Source organism: Actinoplanes sp. NPDC051346 (genome assembly GCF_040682215.1).
In the GTDB taxonomy this organism is placed as follows: Bacteria; Actinomycetota; Actinomycetes; order Mycobacteriales; family Micromonosporaceae; genus Actinoplanes.
The window spans coordinates 199869-218107 of the sequence record NZ_JBFBAJ010000011.1 but is presented as its reverse complement, the minus strand read 5'-3'; the positions used below and the strand labels follow the sequence as shown (position 1 = coordinate 218107).

Here is an 18239-nt window from a genome sequence, read left to right as displayed (position 1 = left end):
CAAGTCGAAGGGTGCGGGCGCTGCGGCATCTCGGGCGGTGTGGGCGTTGCACCAAGTCGAAGGGTGCGGGCGCTGCGGCATCTCGGGCGGTGTGGGCGTTGCACCAAGTCGAAGGGTGCGGGCGCTGCGGCATCTCGGGCGGTGTGGGCACTGGGTGATCCGAGTGGTCCGGCGCTGTGGCATCTCGAGCGGTAGGGAGCGTCAACTCCGCAGTAAGCAGGACTAGGCGGGGTTGGGTGCGCTTGGCGTCGCTGGCGCGGTGGTGGCGGGTGGCGGCCGGAATCTGAGTCGAGATCATTGGCCTTGGGGGTGTCTTCCCCAATTGTGGCTACTTGTTGTTATCGGGAGGTGTCGGAGCGCGACTATCGCGGTGGTGGGAAGGTTGGTTCGCTGTATGCGTGCGGCCGCCCATTGTGATCGGGGCCTGACCTTGTAGGTTGTACGCGTTGAGGTGGCCCGTTCGCCGCGAAGGGAGAGGTGGACGTGACCGAGTGGGAACCGGCTACGGACGCCGAAGCCGCGATGCGCAACGCCCTGCGCACCGACGACCAGGAGTCCTACTTCCGTATTCTCGCCGGCGTCGACCTGCTCCTCCCCGTTTCCGAGGACGCCCTTGCCGGCCTCGCGCCGATGGGTTGGGGCACGTGGAGCACCGGCGGCCGCACGCATGTGCTCGCCTTTACGTCGTCTGCGGCTCTTCAGGCTTGTTTGTCGGATTACACCGGCACTGCGCGCCGGGTCGCGTACGCGGAGCTTGCCGAGACCTGGCCCAACCTCGAATGGTGGCTGGCGGTCAATCCCGGCCTGCCGATCGAGGGATACCTACCGGCCTGGTTCATCGCGCAGCTCAGCCGCGGTGACCTGCGTCTACCCACCCGCGGGCCCGCTCGCGAGGGTGGGGATGCCACCAGCCGGTTCAAGGACATGCAGGCGGCGGCGTCCAACGCTGGCCAGGGCTTCGCGTCGCCGGCTTCGGGCGGTCCGGTTCCCGCTGGCTATGGTGTCGCTGCGGGTGCTGCCAGCGCCGACCCTTATCACCGCGGCGGTGCGCCGGGGATGGACCAGGGTGCCGGCCGGCAGGGGAGCGGCTACGAATCCGCCGCCGTCGGCAATGCATCCGCTGACTCTGGCTATGGCGGCACTGCGCCTGGCTACGACTCCGCCGCTTCCGGCTACGGAGCCGACTACCGCGATGCTGGCGGTCAGGGTGCTGGCTACCGCGATGCTGGCGGTCAGGGTGCTGGCTACAGCGCTGCGGGCGGTCAGGGTCCTGGTTATGGCGCTGCGGGCGGTCAAGGTGCCGGTTACGGCGCTGCGGGCGGCCAGGGCGCGGGTTCCGAAAGCGCTGGTTATGGCGCGGCCGGCGGTCAAGGCCCGGATGCGACGCCAGGGTATGGCGGGCCGGGGGATCGGGGGTCCGCCGGGACAGCGGGTGTATACGGCGCTGGTCCGGGTGGTTCCGCTGCGGCTCGCTACGGCGAGAGCGGAATGCCCGGAACCTTGCCAGCTCGGAATCCTTCCGGGCCGTCAGGGAGCGGTCAGCAGCCCGGTGGGCAGCCTTCCGAGGCGCTGACGACCGGTCCGGGCGGGCTTCCCGTCCGCACTCCGGGGGGTGTTCTGCCCAGCGGACTGCCTTCGCGCGTGCCGACGACGCCGCCGGGGATGGGCGGGCCTGGGAGCGTTTCTTCCTTCAGTGGGTTCACGGTGGGCGCAGGCGGTCAGGACCGGGCGCAGCATCCGGAGTCGAGCATGCCTGCCGCGCCGCCGGCCCCGCCCGCCTCATCGTCGACCGCTCAGCCGGAGGAGTGGGCCTCTCCTGAGGCATCGAGGGCTTCCGCCGGCTCGGCGGTGACGCCCGGAAGTGCCTTGGACGCGCTTGCGAGCAGGTCAGGCACGACGGCTCCGGCGGGCAGTCCCAGCGCGTTGGACGCACTCGGAAACCGCTCCGGCGCTCAGGCCGAGCCGGACACCTCAGGCTCCTCGTCCGCCGGCCACCCCGCAACCTCGTCAGGCGGCGCCGGCACTCCGTCCAGCGACGCTGGCACGCAACCAGGCGCCGGCACTCCGTCCAGCGACGCTGGCACGCAACCAGGCGCCGTCCTGCCAGCAGGTGGCAGCGCGCAAGCAGGTGGTGGCACGCCGGCAGGTGGCAGCACCCAAGCGAGCGGTGGCGCACAAGCAGCGGGTGGCACGCAAGCGAGCGGTGACACGCAAGCAACCGCTACTGAGGGCACTCAGGCTGGCGTTCCAAGCCTGCCCCCTCTCCAACGACCTGACGCACCCCTGCCAACGCGTAAGCCGATGGCCCAGACCCCACCGCTACCCACCCACATCGCACCACCGCCCCAGTCCGACGCCGCTCCCACGCCGGGCGCCGCAGAGGACCAGGACGTCGCGACTGGCCAGGATGCTTCCGCTGCTAAGAGTGCGGCGGAGGACGCCAGCAGCGCGCCCGGCGATGGTTCCGCTGAGCGCGGCACGGATTCGTCGGCGGAGAAGGAGCATCTGGGTTCCGGCGGGCTTCCTCGGCGGCAGGTCACCTCGCCGTCCGAGCGTCCCGCCTCGATGGCGGCGGCCGCGCAGGCCCTCGCCGCCAAGGGCGAGGCGGGCGCTTCCGCTACCAAACCGCAGGACGTCGCAAGCCAGTCGAACCCCAGTGAGCCGGCTCCGAGCAAGCGGCCCAGCATCGTTCCGCCCGTCATCCCGGGTGCGGGCGGCGCCGTGAGTTCGCAGGAGCCCTCTGCACCGACGGGGAGTGGGCTGCCGACCAGGCCCGTTGCCGCGTCGGCGGCTCAGGCTCAGCGAGCGGCGGCCGGGTCCGAAGATGCCGTGCCGAGCGCCGCTGGGTTCGAGGGTGGGGCTGCGGTGGGACCGCGCTCCGGCGGTGGTGAATCGGAGAGTTGGGAACACGGGAAAGCCGCGCAAGCGGGAGAGCGCGCCGACGGGCCGGCGGACGATCAGCGCTTCGGACCCGGTACGGACCGGGCGCAGGCTCGGCCGATGCCTCCGGACTTGCCTGACGAGGACGACTTCGTGCCGGCCAACGAGGTCGAGCGGGATCTCTATCACGCCACCCTCGATCACAGCACCGACGCTTTCCTCTCCACCTTGCTGCTCGCCACCGTTCTCGTGCCTGTCGCGCCTGATTCGCGGCCGGGGAGTGCTCCCGGGGAGTCCGGGTTCCGGTTCCGGACCGAGGATGTGGACGGCGGTCGGTTCCTTGTCGTGTTCACCAGCCGTGACCGGCTGGCTGAGCACTACGCCGAGCCCGTCCGTACGGTGGCGGTCCGGTTTGTCGAGCTCATCCGGAACTGGCCCGACGCCGCCTGGTCTTTCGCGGTCAATCCCGGGTCCGCGGTCGGGGCGAGGTATCCCGGCCCGCAGGTCATTGCCCTCGCGAGTTGGGCTCTTGAGGCCGGCCTGGGCGATGATCCAGCCGACGCGGGCCTGCGGGACGCCGAGGGGGGTGTCGAAGGCGGAGCCGCGTTGGCGCTGCGGGAAGGGCGGCCCGAGGCCGAGGCGGTGCCTACCACGATGCAGAAGATGGTTCCTGCCGAGCAGGTCGACTACTACCTGGAGCGGGGATACGACCGGGTTGCCGGCTTTGTGCATCGCGCCGCCGAGGTCGAGCATCTGCGTAGTCCCGGGGAGATCTTCGCCGCATTGGGCCTGCTCCACGACGGGTCGCCCTATCAGGCCGACGCCAAGGAGGCGTTCGTGCTCCGCTGGCCGGCTTACCGGCCCAGCCTCTACCGCATTCCGTACGGCGGCCAGAGCGAGCAGGCACTGCGGGCCATGGACGGCTGGGTGATCGAGCGGGCGCCGTTCCGCGGCAACGGTTTCGCCCCGGGTGAGGGCAGCGACGTGATCGCCGAGTTCAAGGTGGACAGTGTCCGACTGCCGCACGGCGCGCAGTTGTGGCGCATCGACGCCGACGGCGGCGAGCGGGTCATCGCGATCTTCGACTGTGACGCTCCGATCTGGCGCAAGGTGGGCGAGGACGATGCGTGACGGGTACGTCGTGACGTGGCAGGGGCGCGAGTACGACGCCGCGCCCGATGGGCAGAACGTCCGCATCTATGCGCCGGAGCCGGGAGCCGACTTCGAGGAGGTGCGGCCGGGGCGGTTTGTCCGGGTGCTGCGGCCCGAGGAGTTCACTGACCTCGTGTACGTCCGCACCACCTGCTCGTGGCGCGGCCAGCCGTTCATCGTGCTGGCCGAGGCCGACAACTGGCTTCGGGTGGAGTACACGGGCGGCCGGGCGCCGGTTGCTCGTTCGCTGGGGCTGGAGGAGTTCGACTTCGGCGTGTATCAGGGCTGGGCTCCGGCTCACGAGGTCTCCGACCTCTACGAACACCGCGTCTGACCGACCCCGGGCGGAGCAGGCGCCGCGTCAGTCAGTCAACGCAGCCCGCAACCGAGCTGCGAGCGGGTGTCAGGCCTTCAGCCAGCGCAGGATCTCGCCGGTCACCACGTCAGGCTGTTCCAGATGCAGGAAGTGTCCCGCGTCCTCGATGAGCCGCCACTCGTACTGCGCGAGCACATAGCGGCCCGATCCCTGTGCGGTTCTCGGCAGCACCGCCGTGTCCAGAGCCCCGTGCATCTGGAGCGTGGGGGTGATCAACGGGCGCTGCATCAGCTTCACGAAGCGGTAGCCCTGCAAACGCAACGCCGAGCGGAACACCCACCGGTACGCCTCCAGCGCGCAGAACGCCGCCTGTGGGATCTGCATCGCTTCTCGGCAGCGGGCGGAATACTCCGCGTACTGCGGCGTGGCCGTCCACGTCGGACCGCTCCACCGTTCGATCAGTTCGCCGACCACTGCCGCGTCGTCCTTGGTCAGGACGTGTTCGTAGCGGGGGACCTGGAATTTGAGGGTCGGTGCCGTCGCCGCGATCTGGCCTCGGGGGTCGGCGAAGAGGGCGACGCGCAGCCGTAGCGGGTGTGCCGCGCCGAGGACGACGAGGCGGCTCACCATTTTGGGGTGGAAGGCGGCGGCCGTCCAGCCGATCATGCCGCCCGCGCCCGAGCCGACGATCATCGCCGAGCGTTCGCCGAGGGCGCGGATCAGTCCGGTGACGTCGGCGGCCATGGTGTAGCCGTCGTAGCCGCGGGGTGGTTTGTCGCTGGCGCCGTAGCCGCGGAGGTCGATCGCGACGGCCCGGAAGCCCGCGTCGGCGATCCGGGGGAGCATGTCGTGCCAGGCCCACCAGAATTCGGGGAATCCGTGCAACAGCAGCACGAGCGGGCCGGTTCCGGCCTCGACGACGTGGAACCGGCTGCCGTTGGCACCGACGAAGCGGTGGGTCCAGGGTCCCTCTGTCAGGACGCACGCCTCGTCCACCTGCGAACTCATGCGCTCCAGCGTACGGGCCTTCGGCTATGGGATCTGTTCCACGGCCTCCATCTGCATCTGGGTGCCTTCGCCGCAGTTGATGCGCAGCTCGGAGGGTACGAGGCGGACGCGGACGTGTGCGCCCTTCATCAGGGGGGTGCCGGCGTCCGAGTAGACCGCGTACGGCTTGCCGTCGACGTCGGCGAGCCCGTAGCAGGGGCCGGTGCCGCCGCGGGTGATCCAGCCTTCGGTCCAGCCGGGGCTTTTGATGATGTCGGTGGGGGTCTTCGGGATGCCGGGGGGCTTGCGCACGCCGGGCGGCGCTCCGGTGGCGACCGAGTTGTGGGGTGTGGCCTGCGGGGAGGACGGGACCGCTGAGGGAGCCGGCGGGGATGCCGCCAGCGCCGAGGGGGCCGCGCTGGGCGGGACGGGCACGGAGTTGCCGCCGGCGGTGGTTTCCGGGGCGGAGCAGGCGGTCAGAAACACGACGACCAGGGACGTTGCGGTGGCCGTACGGAAAAGGGACATGGTGTGGCACCTCCGTGAGTGAGACCCGATTTCGGCGTGGAGGGTTCCCGACTCTGCCGGGGGAAAAGGGTGACGCCCGGGGGCCGAGGCCCCCGGGCGTCAGGTGGTGCGGTGGATCAGGAAATCTTGATCTTGATCGAGGTGCCGTCCTGCTCGACAACCTTGATCTTGACGCCCGCGGCCGGAAGCTTGACGCCCACGGCCGGGAACTCGTCGTAGAAGTACTTCTTGGTGTCGTCGAAGGTCGCCTGCGCGGACTGGCCACGGACGTAGCTGGCCTTGCCGTTGATGTGCAGCGTCATCGAGTCGGCCTTGGCCAGGCCGAACGGGGCGTCGTACATCTGGATCCGCGAACGCCAGGGCTGGCCCTCGAGGTTGTACAGCGGCTCCGGGTGCGCGTCGATGATCAGGTTGCGGCCCGAACCGGGGTGCACGTTGGTGTTGTTGTCGGCGACCGACGTGTCGTTGTACGAGATCAGCAGACCCTGCTGGTACGCGAAGTGCTCGGCCCAGTCCGGCTTGGTGTCAGCCCAGCCGATGTTGTACGGGCCCGTCTTCAGGTACTTGTCGTACGACGTGTAGGTGCGGTTGCCGGCGATGTAGAAGTTGTCGTACAGCGCCGTGATCGAGTTGCCGACCACCTGGAACTTGTCCGCGGTCCACTCCGGGGTGCCCTCGGCACCGTCGGTGGAGACAGCGGCGCCGTCCGCCGTGATGGTCAGGTCGTCACCGAAGAAGCCGCCCGAGGAGACGCCACCGTCGGTGATGTAGTGCAGCCGGACCTGGATCTTCTTGCCGGCGTACGCGTCGAGCGGAACGTGGATGGACTTCCACGCGCCACCGCTGGTGCCGGAGATCGTCGGGCGGCCGGGCTCCGCGCCGTCCTTGCCGAAGGGCGCGCCGTCGATGGTGCCGTCGATCGGCGTCCAGTCCTTGCCGTTCTCCGAGGCCTCGACGTAGAGGTAGTCGTAGCCCTCTTCGATGTTGTAGCGGCCCTTGAGGTCGAACGCGGCGCTGGTCTTGCCGGTCAGGTCGACCGCCTTGGACAGCGCGGTGTTCAGGTCGTCCTCGTTGCCGGAGAAGTACTGCTTGGTGCCGGCGAACGGGGCGCCGAGGTCGGTGGTGACCTCCTTGTCCGGCAGGACGACGACAGCGGCCTGGGCCTTCTTGCTGTTGTACTCCTGCGGGCCGAGCTCGAGGGTCTTCTTCTGACCCGCGACGACGGTCTCGTAGTCGAGCCAGCCGAGCTGCATCTTGTTCCAGGCGCCGAGGTCGCCGGGACGCGTGCCGAGGGGCTCGCCAGCGGCCGACAGGCGGCTCTGCGCCATCAGCGTCCAGTACTCGCTGTTCATGTTCGAGCCCTTGCCGGACGTGTCGTAGTCGTCCGGGAGGCCGAGGTCGTGGCCGTACTCGTGAGCGAAGACGCTCAGGCCACCGTTCTCGGGCTGGACGGTGTAGTCACCGATCCAGACGCCGGTGTTGCCGATCTGCGTGCCACCGGCCTTGTTGGTGGCCGGGCCGGTGACGCCGGCCGAGGTGTTGTACGCGTACCAGCGGTGCGCCCAGATGGCGTCCTCACCCTGCTGCGGGTCGCCGTCGGACTGGTCGCCGCCGGCGTGGACGATCTGGAAGTGGTCGATGTAGCCGTCGGACTCGTTGAAGTCGCCGTCGCCGTCGAAGTCGTAGCGGTCCCACTGGTCGAAGGACTTCATGTCCGCCGCGATCTGGGCGTCGGTGCGCCCGGCGGCCTTCTGGTCGGCGACCCACTGGTTGGCGGCGTCGGTGACGAGCGCCCACATGTTGGTGTCGGTGCAGAGGCCGGTGACGTCGCAGTCGCGACCGTAGCGGGCCTCGTTGTACTTGACCTTGACCCAGTCGGAGACCTTGCCCTCGACGCTGTACCGGCCCGAGGACTGCGCCTCGTAGTAGGTCTTCAGAGACTCGACGTTCTTGCCCTCGCCGAAGTACATCTTCTGGAAGTGCGCCCGGTTGTAGTCGGGCTGCCACACCGTGGTGTTGTCCTTGGTGCGGTCGGGCGACGGGATCTTGTTGTGCAGCGGGCCCTCGAACGTCGTCGGACCGGGGGTCTTCGGGTCGCTGTCGACGTCGGGGTAATTGGCGTGCCGGTCGTTGCCGAACTCCGCCAGGATCACGAAGATCTTGTCGGTCTTCTCACGGCCGAGCTCGACGTACTGGTCCTGGCCCGACTTGGCGACGCGGCGGTTGGTCTCGCCACCGCCGCGGGTCTTGCCGACCTTGACAACGGTGCTGCCTTCGCGCTTCTGCGTCTTGGCCTCACCCTTGAGGACGGCGCTGACGGCCTCCTCGCGCAGTTCGCGGCGCTTGTCCTCGAACGGGTTGGGGAGCTCGTCAGCGGGGTCCACCTTGCTGGCGTTCGAGACTGTCGGCTCCACCGGGGGCGCCGCCTGAGCCACAGTCGGGAGCAGGGCCCCGAAGCTGGTGACCATCGCGGCGCCCAGTAGTCCAGCGACTACTTTGCGCACTACGTACCTCCGTTGAACAAACCGCTCGGCCCACGCAGCGAGCGGTATAGCTGGCCCTTGATCGGGCTTTGGTGAAGGTATGCAAAAAAATGGATGTGTGGAAGACCTCAGAAAAAAGTTTTTTGTAAACGAGGCGGCGCCCGGGGAAAATCCCCGGGCGCCGTTCCTTATGTCCCTAGATCACCCGATCTTGATCTTCATCGAAGTGTTATTGACATCGACGACCTTGATCTTGACGCCGACCGCCGGAAGCTTTACGCCGTGGTTCGGCAGCTCGTCGTAGAAGTACTTCTTGGTGTCGTCGAACTGCGGCTGCGCGGCCTGGCCCCGGATGTAGCTGGGCTTGCCATTGATGTGCAAGGTGAACGAATCCGCCTTCTTCAGGCTGAATGGTGCGTCGTATACCTGAATGCGCGCCCGCCAGGGCAGCCCCTGCAGGTTGTAGAACGGCGCCGGGTGCGCGTCGATGATCAGGTTGCGGCCCGATCCCGGGTGCACGTTGGTGTTGTTGTCCACCTGCGAGGTGTCCCAGTACGAAATGAGCAGACCCTCCTGGTAGGAGTAGTGGTCCACCTTGTCCGGCAACGTCGGCTGGTAGCCGAAGAAGTACGGGCCGGTCTTAAGGTATTTATCGTACGAAACGTAGCTGCGGTGCCCGGCGATGTAGAAGTTGTCGAAGTCCTCGGTCGAGGAGGCCCCGACGATCGAGAAGCCGTCGAGCTCCCAGGCGGTGTCACCCTCGGCGCCGTCCACCGACACGACCGCGCCGTCCGCGGTGATCGTGACCTCGTCACCGAAGAAGCCGCCCTCGGCGACGCCGCCGTCCGTCAGGTAGTGCAGGCGGAAGGCGATCTTCTGGCCCGCGTACGCGTTCAGCGGAACCGCGATGTCCGCCCACGCGCCGCCGGTGCTGCCGGTCAGGGCCGGCGTGTTGCTGGCGTCCCGCGGGAACGGCGCGCCGTTCACCGTGCCGTCGAGCCGCGTCCAGGTGCTGCCGTTGTCCGTCGACGCCTCGAAGTAGAGGTAGTCGTAGTCGGCCTCGATGTCGTACCGGCCCTTGAGCGTGACGCCCGCGGTGGTCTTGCCGGTCAGGTCGATGTCGTGCGACATGGAGTTGTTCAGATCGTCCGCGTTGCCGGAGAAGAACTGGCCCTCACCCGCGAACGGTGCGCCGAGCTCGGTGGTGACTTCCTTGTCGGGCAGCACCACCACGACGCCCTGCGCCTTGGCCGTGTTGTATTCCTGCGGCCCGAGCTCGAGAGTCTTCTTCTGGCCGGCGACCACGGTCTCGTAGTCGAACCAGCCGAGCTGGAGCTTGTTCCAGGCACCGAGGTCACCCGGGCGGGTGCCGATGGCCTGGTCGGTCGCGGCGGACAAGCGGCTCTGGGCCATCAGGGTCCAGTGCTCGTTGTTGTTGTCGCCGCCGCCGGAGGTGTCGTAGTCGTCCGGCAGGCCCAGGTCGTGGCCGTACTCGTGGACGAAGACGCTCAGGCCGCCGTTCTCCGGCTGGATGGTGTAGTCGCCGATCCAGATGCCGGTGTTGCCGATCTGCGTGCCGCCGAGCAGGTTGCCCACCGGGCCGGTGCGACCCTGGTCGGTGCCGTACGCGTACCAGCGGTGGCTCCAGATCGCGTCCTCACCCTGCTGCGGGTCGCCGTCCGCGGCGTCGCCGCCGGCGTGGACGATCTGGAAGTGGTCGATGTAGCCGTCGGCCTCGTTGAAGTTGCCGTCGTTGTCGAAGTCGTAGCGGTCGTACTGGTCGAACGACTTCATGTCGGCGGCGATCTCGGCGTCGGTGCGGCCGGCCGCCTGCTGGTCCGCGACCCACTTGTTCGCCGCGTCACGCACGAGCGCCCAGGTGTTGCTGCAGACGTTGCTGCCGCAGAGGTCGCGGCCGTACCGTGCCTCGTTGTAGTTGACCTTGACCCAGTCGGTGACCTTGCCCTCGACGCTGTAGCGCCCCGACGACTGGGTCTCGAAGTAGGTCTTGACCGATTCCTTGTCCGCGCCCTCGGCGAAGTACAGGTCCCGGTAGTGCTGGGGGTTGTAGTCCGGCTGCCAGACCGTCGAGTTGTCGACGGCGCGGTTCGGTGCGGGGATCTTGTTGTGCAGCGGACCTTCGAACGTGGTCGGTCCGGGCACGTTCGGGTTGCTGTCGACGTCCGGGTAGCTCGGGTGCCGGTCGTTGCCGAACTCGGTCAGGATCACGAAGATCCGGTCGGTCCGTTCGCGGCCCAGCTCGACGTACTGGTCCGTGCCGGACTTTGCGATCTTGCGGTTGGTGACACCCGATCCCTGGGTCCGGCCGACCTTGACGACCGTGCTGCCGTTCCGCTTTATCGCTTTCGCCTCGCCGCTGATGACGTCGGCGACCGCCTGCTCGCGCAGGGCGCGGCGCTTGTCCTCGAGCGGGTTGGGGAGATCATCCACATGTGTCGCGTCGGCCTTGACCGCCGGTCCGGGATCGACCGGGGGTGCAGCGGTGGCGCCGGCCGGAATGAGGATTCCGACGCTGGTCACCATCGCGGCGCCGAGCAGTCCTACGACCACCTTGCGCACTACGTATACCTCCGTTGGCATGACCGCGCGCTGTTGTGCAGCGACGGCGGTGGACCGCCTCGGGTTCGAGGCTCAGGTGAACGTATGCAAATGGAGCGATGCATCGGAAGGGTCCTAACGGATTGATCATGGTTGATTGCTTTCCGTGGATGGGGCATCGCGCGCATTCCGGCAAACGGCAGAAAATGGACCGTCCACATGAAACAGCGGCAGATCCGTCGCCGGATCCGCCGCCGTTAATGGACAGTCGTCTATGTCAATCCTCGGACTTCGAGCTCCGCATTCCCTGCGAGATCAGGTCCATGACCGCGGAGTCCTGAAGGGTCGTGACATCGCCCAGGGAACGGCGCTCAGCGACGTCCCGCAGCAACCGACGCATGATCTTGCCGGAACGGGTCTTGGGCAGCTCGGCCACGAGCATGATCTGCCGCGGCTTGGCGATCGGTCCCAGCTTCTTGGCCACGTGGGTGCGCAGGTCGCCGATGAGCTTCTCGCCCGCTTCGCCGTCGGTGTCCACGTTTCCCCGCGGAATCGCGAACGCGACGATGGCCTGTCCGGTCGTCGGGTCCGTCGCGCCCACCACCGCGGCCTCGGCCACCGACGGGTGGGAGACCAGCGCCGACTCGACCTCGGTCGTCGAGATGTTGTGACCCGAGATCAGCATGACGTCGTCGACCCGGCCGAGCAGCCAGAGCGCGCCGTCCTCGTCCTTCTTCGCGCCGTCGCCGGCGAAGTAGATCCACTCCTCGCCCGTACCCGCGCCCTTACCGAAGCGCGACCAGTACGTGTCGAGGAAGCGCTGGTCGTCGCCCCAGATCGTCCGCAGCATCGACGGCCACGGCTCGCGCAACACGAGGAAACCGCCGCCGCCGTTCGGCACCGATTGCGCCTGGTCGTCGACCACGTCCGCGGAGATGCCCGGCAGCGGTGTCATCGCCGAACCCGGCTTGGTGCTGGTCACTCCGGGCAGCGGCGCGATCATTCCCGCGCCGGTCTCGGTCTGCCACCAGGTGTCCACGATCGGGCAGTTGTCATGCCCGATGTTCGCGCGGTACCACATCCAGGCCTCGGGGTTGATCGGCTCGCCGACGCTGCCCAGGATGCGCAGCGAGGACAGGTCGTACTTGGCCGGGATGTCCTCGCCCCACTTCATCATCGTGCGGATGAGAGTGGGCGCGGTGTAGAGGATGGTGACCTGGTACTTGTCGATGACCTCCCAGAACCGTCCCTTGTGCGGGGTGTCCGGGGTGCCCTCGTACATGACCTGCGTAGCGCCGTTGGAGAGCGGGCCGTAGACGATGTACGAGTGCCCGGTGACCCAGCCGACGTCGGCGCTGCACCAGAAGACGTCGGTCTCCGGCTTCAGATCGAACATCGCGTGATGCGTGTACGACGCCTGGGTCAGGTAGCCGCCGGTCGTGTGCAGGATGCCCTTGGGCTTACCCGTCGTCCCGGAGGTGTAGAGGATGAAGAGCGGGTGCTCGGAGTCGAACGCCCGCGGCTCGTGCTCGACGCTCGCCTGCTCGACCGTCTCGTGCCACCACAGGTCCTTCTCGCCCCAGGCGACGTCCTCACCGGTGCGGCGTACGACCAGGACGTGCTCGATGCTCGGGCACTGCGCGACCGCCTCGTCGACGGTCGGCTTGAGGGCGGACGGCTTGCCCCGGCGGTAGCCGCCGTCGGCCGTGATCACCAGCTTCGCGTCGGCGTCCTGGATGCGGGTGGACAGCGCGTCGACCGAGAAGCCGCCGAAGACCACGCTGTGCATCGCACCGATCCGCGCGCAGGCCAGCATCGCGACCGCGGCCTCCGGGATCATCGGCAGGTAGATCGCCACCCGGTCGCCGGCCGTGACACCGAGCTCGGTCAGGGTGTTGGCCGCCTGGCTGACGCTGCGCAGCAGGTCGGCGTAGGTGATCGTGCGGGTGTCGCCCGGCTCGCCCTCCCAGTGGATGGCGACCTTGTCGCCGTGGCCGGCCTCGACGTGCCGGTCGACGCAGTTGTACGCGATGTTGAGCTCGCCGCCGACGAACCATTTGGCGAACGGCGGGTTCGACCAGTCCAGCACCTGGTCCCATTGCTTGGCCCAGGTGAGCCGCTTGGCCTGCTCCTCCCAGAACCCCAGCCGGTCCGCGCCGGCCCGCTCGTAGGCGTCGGCCTTGACGTTCGCCGCGGCGGCGAGCTCGGCCGGCGGCGGGAACTGCCGCGTCTCCGAATACAGATTCTCCAGGGTTTCGCTCATGAGGGCGGCTCCTCTGCCGTGACCGTTTTGCTTGTTGTGAACACTAGTTCCGCCCCACCTGCCCGGGCGAGTGCGGAGTGGCATCGCGTGCGCAGTACTTTGCTCGCTCCTGCGCGAATCTTGCCACTTCCAAGCCCAATTGTGCAGTGCCACCTGACCGCTACGGTTAGGCCTGTGACGAACGATCCTCTGGCCCCGCTGCTCGGGCTCGCCGATGTCGAGCCCGCCTTCGCCGAGGCCCGCGCCAAGGTCGACGCCGCCCTGCGGCACCGCGCGCTGCGCCGCAACGGCGGACAGGTGGCGGCCGAGGTCGGCCTGCGCGCCGCGGTGTCGAGCGCCGCCCTCGAGGACCACCGCCACGACCTCGCCGAGGTCCGCGCCGGCACGGTCACCGACCCGGTGGTGCAGGGCGCGCTGCGGGTGTCCGAGGGGCTCGACGGGCTCGCCGATCTCTGGCCCCGCGCCCCCCGCCAGGTGCTGGCCCGCCTGCACATGCTGGCCGCGCGCGGTGCGGTGGCCGACGGCGACCTCGGCCGGCTGCTCTCCGGAGCCGAGCGGATCGACGCGCTGGCCGGACTGGTGGCCGGCAACGAGCGGACGCCGCCGCTGTTGCTGGCCGCCATCGTGCACGCCGAACTGCTGACCCTGCGGCCGTTCGCGGGTCCGGCCGGCGTGGTCGCGCGGGCCGCCGCGAGGCTCACCCTCGTCTCTCGCGGCTTCGACATCCGCGGTCTCATCGGCGTCGAGCGGGGGCACCTGGCGCGCGAGCCCGAGTACGTCGGCTCGGCGGGCGCGTACGCGACCGGCACCCCCGACGGCGTCCGTTCGTGGCTGCGCCACTACGCCGCGGCCGTGTCGGCGGGCGCGGAGGAACTAGAGGAGATCGGGAACGAGGTCCTGACCCCTTCGGGCAATTAGGCGCTCACCCGCAATCGTCCCCGGCCCGGTTGGCATACTCGGGAAGGTGGGAAACGAGTGGGTTCGCCCCTACTCCGTCGGGACCGGCCGCTGGCTGGTCATCGGCTGGGAGGCGGTGGCATTCGGGCTACTGGGCTGGGCGAGCATCGGACTCTTCGAGCTGACCGGCGTCGGCATCCGCGTCCTCGCCGTACTCATGGCGGCGGTCTGGGTGATCGCCGGCTGGCGCATCCTCGAGATGGGCGTCTACGTCAGCCCCGGCGCCCTGCGCATCCGCGGGCTGCTGCGGACCCGGACCCTGCGGTGGGACGACATCGCCCACGTCCGCCTGCACCGGCACGCCAACAAGATCGGCCGCTGGGAGCTCGAGGGCGGCATGACCGTGCTCATCGAACGCCGCGACGGATCCACCGTGAACACCGAGCTGTGGGCGCAAGGCGTCGACTTCCACCGGCGGCCGCAGCTGTTCCGCGAGGTCTACCACGAGCTGCGCAACCGGCATCTGGCTTTTCCCCAGCGGGCGGAAATGTAAGGACGGCGTCTCACAGGTGAGACGCCGCCGCTTGCGCGTCCGGCCGGGTTATCAAGCGTGCACCTGGGTCGTTGTCGACAGTCCCACCGGAATCCGGTGGGTCCCGCCGCAACGTGCCTGCCGTGGCTGATCGCGCGTGGGTTCCCGGTGGCCGTGCACGGAACCCGCTGGTGGTTCTTCGGGGTCCCGCCAGTCCTTTCTACGCCGTGCCGCCCTTGATCACCAGGGCAAATGCTACTAACCGCCATTAGTCAGACGCTTGTCGCCTGCGCTTTCGGGCGCTTCTCGCCCGCGGCTCAGACGCTTGTCGCCTGGGTTTCGGGCGCTTCTCGCTTGGGTTTCAGGCGCTTGTCGCCCGGGTTTAGGTCAGCGCCGCCCGCGTTCGCCGATGGCGGCCATAGATCGCGATGCCGATCGCCACGCCTACACCAACGCTCAACGCCGCGGCCGTGAGCGGCACCGCCGGCCGCTCCCGCAGCCGCCGCCCCAACGGAACCGGATGCCGGAACTCCAGCACCGGCCAGGCGCGTTCCAGGGCCACCCGCCGCAGCCCCCGATCGGGGTTCACCACACTCGGGCGCCCGACCGCCTCCAGCAGCGGCAGATCACTGCTCGAATCCGAATATGCGTAACACTCCGCAAGGTCGTACCCCCGCGACCGTGCCAACTGCCGCACGCCGTAAACCTTGCTGGACCCGGCCGCGTAGAACTCGACCTCGCCGCTGTAACGCCCGTCGACGATGCCCATCCGCGTCGCGATGATGTCGGTGACGCCCAGCAGCGCGCCGATCGGACGGACCATCTCGTCCCCCGACGCCGACACCAGCACGACGTCACGCCCGGCCGCCTGGTGCTCGCCGATGAGGATGGCTGCCTCGGCGTACACGTACGGGTTGATCAGCTCTTCCAGGGTCTCCGCGACAATCTGCCGCACCTGCTCGACCTTCCAGCCCTTACACAGCGCCGCGAGATAGTCACGCGTGCGCGCCATGGTCTGCTCGTCGGTGCCGCCAAGCCGGAACATCAGCTGCGCGTAGGCCGACTTCACCACGTCACGCCGGCTGATGAGCCCATCGCGATAGAAAGGCCGTCCGAAAGCCAGCGCACTGGACTTCGCGATGACGGTCTTGTCGAGGTCGAAAAACGCGGCACTCTGGCCCACGGGCCGAAAGTGTAGCCGCAAGACGCCCACAGTCACGCTTTCGGCGTCACGTGTGGGCTTTCTGGTGACACTGGGTACTCGACGGTGGCCCGCTACTGAGGCATGCTTGTGTTGCGACTGGGATTCATGTTGCCCGCACGCGGGCGATATCGGCTGCGTCCCGTGGACTCCGCCGCGGTCGCATTCCCGCACAGGATTCTCGGTGGTTGCGCCCCCCGCGATCATCGAGACCGATTCGGCTCGACCCCCCCGGAGCCGAATCTTCGGACGGCCCCCGTCGCCCCCGACGGGGGCCGTTCCTTTCGCTCTTTTTCGGGTACGGACACAGCGCAGTGGGACCAGCACACCCGCGAAGCGACCATCCGGGCGGGAGCGGTGGTCCGGCCAGGGGCTGGAGCGCCACGGCGGGCTCTGCCTGCCCCGGTCGGCACGCCCCGGACCTGGGGCGCCGCGGTCGGCTTTCCTGGCGCGGTGCCGGTGTGCGGCCGGTGTGCCTGGCGCGGTTCCGGGGGGCGTTTCGGGGCGCTGCTCCGGTGGATGGCTTTGGGGCGCTGTTTCGCCCGGCTGGCAATCCACGTTCCACCCGGCCGGGTTCCGTCCGGCCAGCTTTCCCTGGCGGTGTGGTGTCCGGCCAGCTTTCCGTGGCGGTGTGGCGTCGGCCAGCTTTCCGTGGCGGTGTGGTGTCCGGCCAGCTTTCCCTGGCGGTGTGGTGTCCGGCCAGCTTTCCGTGGCGGTGTGGTGTCCGGCCAGCTTTCCCTGGCGGTGTGGCGTCCGGCCAGCTTTCCCTGGCGGTGTGGCGTCCGGCCAGCTTTCCTCGGCGCTGTTTCGTCCGGCCGGCTGTCCTGGCGTCCGGCCGGGTTTTTCCTGCTCGGGCGGGGGTGGTTAGGCGCCGGTGGCCTGGCTGAGGTCGGCTGACCCTTCGTGCTCGGGCATGCCGAACAACTCGCAAAGCCCGGTTACCGACAGCACACGACGAAAGCCGGGGCTCGGATTCGTAACCACGAAACGACTCTCCGTCTCGTTCGCCGCCCGGTAACCCTCGATCAGCGCGCCCAACCCGGTCGAATCAATGAACGTAGCGTCCGACAGGTCGATCCGGATCTCCTCGGGCGACCACTCCACAACCGCGTCCCGAATCGTCTGGGCGACCTCGTCAGCGTTGGAAAAGTCAACCTCACCCAGCACGATCACGTGGGCGGTGCCGTCCTCGCCGAGCGCGCGCCGGATCGGGTTCTCCATGCCAACTCCATCGCTCCGTGTCGCCAAACAACATACCCAACGAAAGCCCCATCCACTCCCCAAGTCTGTCGCGCGCCCGACGCCTGTGTGCCCCTTGCCGTCCTAGCAGATCAGTCCCGTGAGGAACGGGTTGTCCACAACCCCGCCAGTTATCCACAGGCAAGCGACCGCCGGTTGATGTGCGACCCGTCCGCCCGCCACGGTGGGTGCCCGGCCGCCCGTTAGGGCGGAAGCACCGTGAGTCACCGGCCGCCTCCCGGGGCGTGCTTCGTGGTTCGCCTCGGCGGGTGTTCTGGCTGCCTGCCGGGTGTGCTTCGTTGCTCGCCCCGGTGGGAAGCCCACCGTCTCGCCGCACTATTTGGAGCCGCGATGTCCGCCCCCACCTCTCCGCCGCCTGCCCTGCCGCTGCTGGTAACCGGCGACCCCGACCTGCTCGACGACCTGCTCCGCCTCGCCGCCACGGCCGGCACGGAGATCGAGGTGGCGGCCGACCCGACCGCGGCCCGCCCGCGCATCACCCACGCACCCATCGTCATGATCGGAGCCGACCAGGCGGCGGCCTGCCTACGCGCCCGACTGCCCCGACGCCCCCGACTGATAATCGTCGGCCACGAGCCGATCGCGCTCACCACCTGGAACCTGGCCGAGCCACTCGGCGCGGAACACATCGCCCTGCTCCCCGCAGCCGAACCATGGCTGACCGACCGCCTGGCCGCATCCCGCCGCCTCAACCCACCGCCCCAGGGCCGCGTCCTCGCCGTCCTAGGCGGCCGCGGCGGCGCGGGCGCAAGCACCCTGGCAGGTGGTCTAGCCGTGACCGCCGTCCGCGAAGGCCTACGCACCCTGCTCCTGGACGCGGACCCGCTAGGCGGCGGCCTCGACCTGGTGCTCGGCTGGGAGCAGGTCGACGGTTTGCGCTGGCCCGCCCTAACCGAGGTAGGCACCGACCTAGACCCGTCAGCCCTACTCAAGGCCCTCCCACAACGCGGCGACCTGGTCCTACTCTCCTTCGACCGCGACGCCTCACCACCACCACCACCGCCACCGCCACTGCCACCGGCGTCCCCGTCGCCATTCCCAGCTCCGTCGCCATTCCCAGCTCCGTCCCCACTCCCAGCTCCGTCCCCACTCCCAGCTCCGTCCCCATTCGCATCGCCGGCGCAATCGCCGCGGTGGCAGTCGCCGCCATCTTTGTCGCCATCAGCGTCCCCATCGCCGTC

12 protein-coding genes and 1 pseudogene are annotated in these 18239 nt (G+C 68.8%); 6 read left to right on the top strand and 7 right to left on the bottom strand.

Features of this window, described 5'->3' with window-relative positions; translation table 11 throughout:
• Positions 1–483: 483 nt before the first annotated feature.
• The 3 genes and pseudogenes from AB0M36_RS26465 to AB0M36_RS26455 all read left to right on the top strand — a co-directional run.
• A pseudogene (locus tag AB0M36_RS26465) lies at positions 484–879 on the top strand (SseB family protein); the annotation flags it as partial.
• 2121 nt (positions 880–3000) lie between these two features.
• Positions 3001–4011, top strand: coding sequence for an SseB family protein (locus AB0M36_RS26460; protein ID WP_364162405.1), 1011 nt, complete (start codon positions 3001–3003; stop codon positions 4009–4011).
• Positions 4004–4366 (top strand): hypothetical protein, encoded by a 363-nt coding sequence (locus AB0M36_RS26455; protein ID WP_364162165.1) that lies wholly within the window; start codon positions 4004–4006, stop codon positions 4364–4366. The genes AB0M36_RS26460 and AB0M36_RS26455 overlap by 8 nt, the downstream gene beginning before the upstream one ends.
• 69 nt (positions 4367–4435) lie before the next feature.
• Here AB0M36_RS26455 and AB0M36_RS26450 read toward each other — a convergent pair whose 3' ends face one another.
• The 5 genes from AB0M36_RS26450 to acs form a co-directional block, all read right to left on the bottom strand.
• Complete coding sequence (locus AB0M36_RS26450; RefSeq protein WP_364162162.1) at positions 4436–5356, bottom strand: alpha/beta hydrolase; 921 nt, start codon at positions 5354–5356, stop codon at positions 4436–4438.
• Positions 5357–5380: 24 nt separating this feature from the next.
• Positions 5381–5863 carry a hypothetical protein gene (locus AB0M36_RS26445; protein WP_364162160.1) on the bottom strand — a complete coding sequence of 161 codons (483 nt, stop codon included), beginning with the start codon at positions 5861–5863 and terminating at the stop codon, positions 5381–5383.
• 116 nt (positions 5864–5979) lie between these two features.
• Positions 5980–8331, bottom strand: coding sequence for an immune inhibitor A domain-containing protein (locus AB0M36_RS26440; protein ID WP_364162402.1), 2352 nt, complete (start codon positions 8329–8331; stop codon positions 5980–5982).
• 216 nt (positions 8332–8547) lie between these two features.
• Complete coding sequence (locus AB0M36_RS26435) at positions 8548–10947, bottom strand: immune inhibitor A domain-containing protein (RefSeq protein ID WP_364162157.1); 2400 nt, start codon at positions 10945–10947, stop codon at positions 8548–8550.
• Between the two features lie 235 nt (positions 10948–11182).
• On the bottom strand, positions 11183–13168 hold the full coding sequence (acs, locus tag AB0M36_RS26430) for an acetate--CoA ligase (protein ID WP_364162154.1): 1986 nt from the start codon (positions 13166–13168) through the stop codon (positions 11183–11185).
• A 174-nt stretch (positions 13169–13342) separates the two neighbouring features.
• On the opposite strand from acs, the gene AB0M36_RS26425 reads away from it, so the two are divergent.
• Both AB0M36_RS26425 and AB0M36_RS26420 read left to right on the top strand, forming a co-directional pair.
• Positions 13343–14086: an oxidoreductase gene (locus AB0M36_RS26425; protein WP_364162151.1), complete on the top strand. Its 744-nt coding sequence runs from the start codon at positions 13343–13345 to the stop codon at positions 14084–14086.
• 46 nt (positions 14087–14132) lie between these two features.
• Positions 14133–14618 carry a PH domain-containing protein gene (locus tag AB0M36_RS26420; RefSeq protein WP_364162148.1) on the top strand — a complete coding sequence of 162 codons (486 nt, stop codon included), beginning with the start codon at positions 14133–14135 and terminating at the stop codon, positions 14616–14618.
• Positions 14619–14979: 361 nt separating this feature from the next.
• On the opposite strand, the gene AB0M36_RS26415 is transcribed toward AB0M36_RS26420, so the two are convergent.
• Together AB0M36_RS26415 and AB0M36_RS26410 are read right to left on the bottom strand one after the other, a co-directional pair.
• The gene (locus AB0M36_RS26415; protein WP_364162145.1) at positions 14980–15780 is read right to left on the bottom strand and encodes an HAD-IB family hydrolase; all 801 of its coding nucleotides are present in this window, start codon (positions 15778–15780) and stop codon (positions 14980–14982) included.
• An 882-nt stretch (positions 15781–16662) separates the two neighbouring features.
• On the bottom strand, positions 16663–17019 hold the full coding sequence (locus AB0M36_RS26410) for an STAS domain-containing protein (protein WP_364162142.1): 357 nt from the start codon (positions 17017–17019) through the stop codon (positions 16663–16665).
• A 369-nt stretch (positions 17020–17388) separates the two neighbouring features.
• Here AB0M36_RS26410 and ssd point away from each other — a divergent pair.
• A partial coding sequence (gene ssd, locus AB0M36_RS26405) for a septum site-determining protein Ssd (RefSeq protein WP_364162139.1) occupies positions 17389–18239 on the top strand: 851 nt, incomplete at its 3' end.